5 protein-coding genes are annotated in these 5,144 nt (G+C 69.6%); 2 read left to right on the top strand and 3 right to left on the bottom strand.

Annotation, left to right across the window (positions count from 1 at the left end):
- Positions 1-446: protein kinase domain-containing protein (locus VF794_RS35910; RefSeq protein WP_414641004.1), on the bottom strand; the 446-nt coding region annotated here is incomplete at its 3' end.
- A 59-nt stretch (positions 447-505) separates the two neighbouring features.
- A complete protein-coding gene (locus VF794_RS35905) occupies positions 506-1,918 on the bottom strand; it encodes an NAD-dependent succinate-semialdehyde dehydrogenase (RefSeq protein WP_331117630.1) in 1,413 nt (470 codons plus the stop codon).
- Positions 1,919-2,261: 343 nt separating this feature from the next.
- Between VF794_RS35905 and VF794_RS35900 the strand changes: the two genes are divergently transcribed.
- A complete protein-coding gene (locus VF794_RS35900) occupies positions 2,262-3,677 on the top strand; it encodes a hypothetical protein (RefSeq protein WP_331117629.1) in 1,416 nt (471 codons plus the stop codon).
- 130 nt (positions 3,678-3,807) lie between these two features.
- Positions 3,808-4,506 carry a class I SAM-dependent methyltransferase gene (locus VF794_RS35895; protein ID WP_331117628.1) on the top strand — a complete coding sequence of 233 codons (699 nt, stop codon included), beginning with the start codon at positions 3,808-3,810 and terminating at the stop codon, positions 4,504-4,506.
- 47 nt (positions 4,507-4,553) lie between these two features.
- Here the strand turns inward: VF794_RS35895 and VF794_RS35890 are convergent, their stop codons facing one another.
- Positions 4,554-5,033, bottom strand: a complete 480-nt coding sequence (locus tag VF794_RS35890; protein ID WP_331117627.1) for a DofA protein — start codon at positions 5,031-5,033, stop codon at positions 4,554-4,556.
- Positions 5,034-5,144: the final 111 nt, after the last annotated feature.

Below are 5,144 nucleotides of genomic sequence, written 5' to 3'. Positions count from 1 at the left end.
GCCAGCGCGCGCACCAGATGCGCCACCTGCCGCGCCGTGGGGTTGTGGCGCCGGGCCCATGCGTGCAGCGCCCGCCCCCTCACGTACTCCATGACGAGGTAGACGAAGCGCGGCGCCTTCTCCGGCCATTCCCCATGCCCTCTCACCGCCACCCAGCCCAGCCGCCGCAGTCGCAGCAGCACCTCCAGCTCCCTCCACGCCCACGCCGCCGCGCGTGGCAGGTGGATGAACTTCACCGCGTACGCCTTGCCGCCTGGGCTCCGGGCCCGGTACACGGTGCCGAAGCCGCCCGTGCCCAGCCTCGCCTCCAGCAGCAGGCCCCCCACGCGCGTCCCGGGCAGGGGCAGCCGCGGCTCCAGCGGCTCGGCCACCGCCTGGCGCCACAGCATTCGCTGTCGTGCCTTCAGCCACTTGCCCGCGGATTGCTCGGCCTGCGCGCCGCTCATTCACTCCACCTCCGAGGTGGGTCAGCCTAACACGACCCGAGCCGAGGCCCTGGAGACGTCTACTCGTTGGCCTGGGCCTGCGTCCGGGCCGGGGTGGTGGACTGGGCCGCCACCAGACGCACCGTCTTGATGTTGAGGAACTCGAGCAGCCCGTGGCGCGCCAGCTCGCGCCCGTGGCCCGAGGCCTTCACCCCGCCGAAGGGCAGCCGCGTATCGCTGGCCACCATGCCATTGACGAACACCGTGCCGGCCTCCAGCCCGTCGATGAAGAGGCGCTGCTCGGCCTCGTCGCGCGTCCACACCGAGGAGCCCAGCCCGTAGGGCGAGTCGTTGGCGAGCCGCAGCGCGTCCTCGGCGTCCTTGGCGCGGAAGAGGATGGCCACCGGGCCGAACATCTCCTCGGTGTAGGCCGGTGAGCCCGGAGGCGGGTGGGCCAGCACGGTGGGCGGGTACCAGAAGCCGGGCCCCTGGGGCTTGAGTCCGCCCAGCAGCAGCTTCGCCCCGGCGGCCACGCTGCGCTCCACCTGCTCGTGCAGCCCGTCGCGGATGCTCTGCGTGGCGAGCGGACCCACCTCCGTCTTGGAGTCCAGCGGCTCCCCCACCACGGCGCGGCGCATCCGCTCCACGAAGCGGCGCTCGAACGCGTCATAGAGGGGCGCGGCGACGATGAAGCGCTTGGCGGCGATGCAGGACTGGCCGTTGTTGATGAGGCGGGCCTTCACCGCCGTCTCCACCGCCTGCTCCAGGTCCGCGCTGGGCAGCACCACGAAGGGGTCGCTCCCGCCCAGCTCCAGCACCACCTTCTTGAGCTGCTGCCCCGAGCGCTGGGCCACGTCGCGGCCGGCGCCCTCGCTGCCCGTAATGGTCACCGCCTTGATGCGCGGATCCTCGATGAGGGCGCGCACCCCCTGCACGTCGATGAGCAGCGTCTGGAAGGCGCCCTCGGGGAAGCCCGCGCGCAGGAAGAGCTCCTCCAGGGCGAGCGCGCACTGGGGCACGTTGTGCGCGTGCTTGAGCAGCCCCACGTTGCCGGCCATGAGCGCCGGCGCGGCGAAGCGCACCACCTGCCAGAAGGGGAAGTTCCACGGCATGATGGCCAGCACCGGCCCGAGCGGCTGGTAGCGCACGAAGCTCGTGTCCGGCGCGGTGTCCACCGGCTCGTCCGCCAGGAAGCGCTCGGCGTGGTCCGCGTAGTAGTGGCAGGCCGTGGCGCTCTTCTTCGCCTCGGCGCGCGCGGCCTCCAGCGGCTTGCCCATCTCCTCCGTCATCATCCGCCCGTAGCGGTCCGCCTCGGCCTCCAGCAGCTCCCCCGCGCGGTGCATCCACCCGGCACGCTCTCCAAAGGAGGTGTGGCGGAAGGCGCGGAACGTCTCCTGGGCCCGCTTCAGCCGCGCCTCCACCTCCTGTGGGGAGTGGGGGGTGAAGGTGCGCAGCGTCCTACCGGTGGTGGGGTCAACGGTGGCGAAGGCCATGGGCTTCCTCCCGGGGCGCGCAGCATGGGACGGGCTTTCGGTGGCCACAAGCGTTCGTGGGACAGGTGTGTCATGGAGCGGTCTGCCCCCAGGGGACGTGGCTGTCAGACCTCGCCGCGATTGCACGATTTCTGATTCACTCTTGAAGCATCGGTTTCAATTTCGACGCGGCTGGCCCACTCCCTCTGAAAATCGGGCTTTCCTTTGTTCACTATCAACGGCATGTTTCAGCTGCGACGGCATAATTCCAGTGTCGTTCCAGTCTTTTCGCGGGCTTGAAGAGTTGGACTGATTCCTGCTTCCCCCCGCGCCAGTCGAGCAGAACCCCTTTCCGAGGACCCCAATGCGCTTCCAACTCCACCACCTCCTTCCCTTCGCCCTGCTCTGGCTGGGCTGCGGCGCCGAGACGACCGCTTCCGAGGCGCCGCCCGTCGAGGCCGAGGTGCTGGTGCAAGAGCAGTCGATGCTCGAGCTGTCCGACCGCCAGGGCCTGCTGGCGAGCGCGGCGGGAGCCAGCGTTGCCGGGGGCATCGAGCGCGAGCAGGTGGCGGGTGACATCTACCACTACAGCTTCCGGCTCCAGGTGGGCGCGGGCGCGCACGATGTCGTCACCCTGCACCGCGTGGTGCGCGAGAAGGCGCCCTGGCGGCCGGCGCGCAGCCCCGAGTCCGTGTTCATGGTGCACGGCGACGCGTGGAACTTCACCGGCGCCTTCATGGCGAGCACGCTGACGCAGGACGTGCCGGTGAACCACTCCCTCGCTGTCTACCTGGCCGAGCGCGGCGTGGACGTGTGGGGCATCGATCTGCGGTGGACCCACGTGCCGCTGGAGACGCAGGACTTCTCCTTCATGAAGGCGTGGAACATGGGCACGCACGTGGAGGACATGGGCACGGGCCTGGCGGTGGCGCGGCAGGTGCGCCGGCTGACGGGGAGCGGCGGCGGGCGGATGGATCTGCTGGGCTGGAGCCGCGGGGCGATGCTCGGGTACGCCTACCTCAACGGCGAGACGCAGCTGCCCGCGGGGCAGCGCCACGTGAAGGGCTTCATCCCGGTGGACATGGTGCTGCACTTCGGTGAGGACGGCGCCCAGCAGCGTGAGTGGGCCTGCACGCGCGCGGCCCTGCTCGAGCAGGCGAAGGAGCTGGGTCAGGTCGAGGGCGGTCTGCTGGGGCCGGGCGCCGGCGTGGCCGTGATGATGCTGGGTCAGGCGGCCATCTACATGCCGAGCGGCATCGCGATGCCTCCGATGCCGCCGCTGCCCTACGGCCAGCTCGCCACCCTGATGGGGGCGGCGACCTTCCAGTTCACCTCCATGCCGGCGCTCGGCGTGCACCCGGCGGTGCCCTTCTACCACTTCACCGCGGGCGACTTCAGCGCGGGTCCGCTCCCCTCGGGGCTCCAGTACGTGAAGTCCCGGCAGTTCTTCGACCTGCTCAGCCACGCCCGTCCCTACCAGAGCTTCGCGGAGGTGGTGGAGGGCGAGCAGCTGCTGTGCGGCCAGAAGGAGCTGCCGTACGACGACCACCTGGCGGAGGTGAAGGTGCCGGTGATGTACGTGGGGGCCGGGGGCGGCTTCGGTAGCTACGGCCTGCACTCGATGAACCTGCTGGGCAGCAAGGACAAGAGCTCCCTCGTCGTGCAGCGGATGCCGACCGAGGCGCGCGTCGCCGACTACGGCCACGCGGACCTGTTCCTGGCCAGTGACGCGGCCAGCGCGGTGTGGGCGCCCATCCACGAGTGGATGAAGGCTCACTGAGCGTTGGCGCTCAAGGGAGTTGCCGTCACCCTGGTCCCGGGCTCCGCGTCAGACGCGGGGCCCGTTTTCTTTTGTGCCAACGCCAGAGGACAGAGGTTCCGGTCCCCGCTCCGCTCATTACATTGGGGCCATGGTCGACAATATCTGGACCGAGTTCGCCAGGAGCTATGACGCCATCTGCTCCCAGCTCAACTGCTACCGGCGCATGGCCGCCAAGATTCGCCGGGACACCGAGGGGCGCCCATACGTCATCGATGCCGGCTGTGGCACGGGGTTGGTGAGCCAGCCGCTCGTGGAGAGCGGGCACACGGTGGTGGGCTTCGACAACAACCCGGGGATGCTCGGGCTGGCCGTGAGCAAGCAGGCCCGGGCGCCCGAGGAGGCACGCCGGCGCTGGAAGGTGCTGGAGGGGGACGTGCGCTCCTTCCCCGCCGAGGTGCCGGGCGAGGCGGACGCGGTGGTGCTCAACAACGTCCTCTTCTACGTGCGCGAGCCGGAGGAGGTGCTGCGCGAGGCCCGCTCGCACCTCAAGCCGGGCGGCGTGCTCATCGCCACGGGCCCCCGGCGGCGGCCGGACCTGCAGAAGGTGATGGTCAACTCCATCGAGGAGTGGAAGGCCGAGGGCCGCTGGGACGAGGCCCTCCAGGCCGCCACCGCCTACCACGTGGACGTCACGCGCCGGCTGGTGACGGACCCCAACGAGATGGTGACCTTCTTCGAGACGGACGCCCTCGTGGACACGCTGCGGCGCCTGGGCTTCTCGCGCACGCTCGCGGCCGACAGCGACGACTACTACGGCGAGAACTACTACGTCTGCATGGCGCGGTAGTCCGCCGCGCCTCGGGGCCGGCCCCTCGAAAGGGGCCGGTCCTCACCTCAGAGGAACACCCCGACGTTGCGGGCGTCCTGGATGATCTTCAGCCCGTCCACCTTCAGCCGCGCGGTGATGTAGGGCGCAATGGCCTCCGCGTGCTTGTGCAGGCGCGCGTAGTTGTTGTCGTAGATGCGCGTCACGATGAGCTGCGCGGACGCGATGATGCGCTGGAGGTTGTGCTGCAGCTCGTTGCCCTCCATGACGAGGTGGAGCTCGCAGATGTACTTGCGGTGGTCCTCCAGCATCTTGAAGAGGTTCTTGCGCTGCTCGCTGTTGGGCACGCGCGCCTTGGGCGCGGTGACGATGACGCACACGAGCTGCTGCCGGTAGGCCTCATAGGCCTCGCGGAAGCGCGTGGTCACCGTCTGGATCTCCAGGGCGCTGGGCGGCTGCTCCCACCGGATGAAGAAGACCTTGTTGACGAGAGCCGTCTTGAAGTTCGGCGGAGAGGAGACGAGGTTCGTAGCGGTGTTGGCGTACATGGGAACATCACTCCCAAAGCTGGCCGGGAAGGTGCCCGGAGAAGGGGTTCTCCGAGCACTCGAGGTGCCCGGCACGAGCACGGCATGGCATGTCCCAATATGAGGAGGGGG

The sequence above is a fragment of the Archangium sp. genome (genome assembly GCF_036389735.1).
In the GTDB taxonomy this organism is placed as follows: domain Bacteria; phylum Myxococcota; class Myxococcia; order Myxococcales; family Myxococcaceae; genus Archangium.
This window is presented reverse-complemented; position numbering and strand designations above follow the sequence as displayed.

What these genes read in the sequence shown, in the direction of transcription:
- VF794_RS35900 (WP_331117629.1), top strand. Translation starts at nt 2,262, where the DNA reads ATGCGCTTCCAACTCCACCACCTCCTTCCCTTCGCCCTGCTCTGGCTG.
- VF794_RS35895 (WP_331117628.1), top strand. Translation starts at nt 3,808, where the DNA reads ATGGTCGACAATATCTGGACCGAGTTCGCCAGGAGCTATGACGCCATC.
- VF794_RS35890 (WP_331117627.1), bottom strand. Translation starts at nt 5,033, where the DNA reads ATGTACGCCAACACCGCTACGAACCTCGTCTCCTCTCCGCCGAACTTC.
- VF794_RS35905 (WP_331117630.1), bottom strand. Translation starts at nt 1,918, where the DNA reads ATGGCCTTCGCCACCGTTGACCCCACCACCGGTAGGACGCTGCGCACC.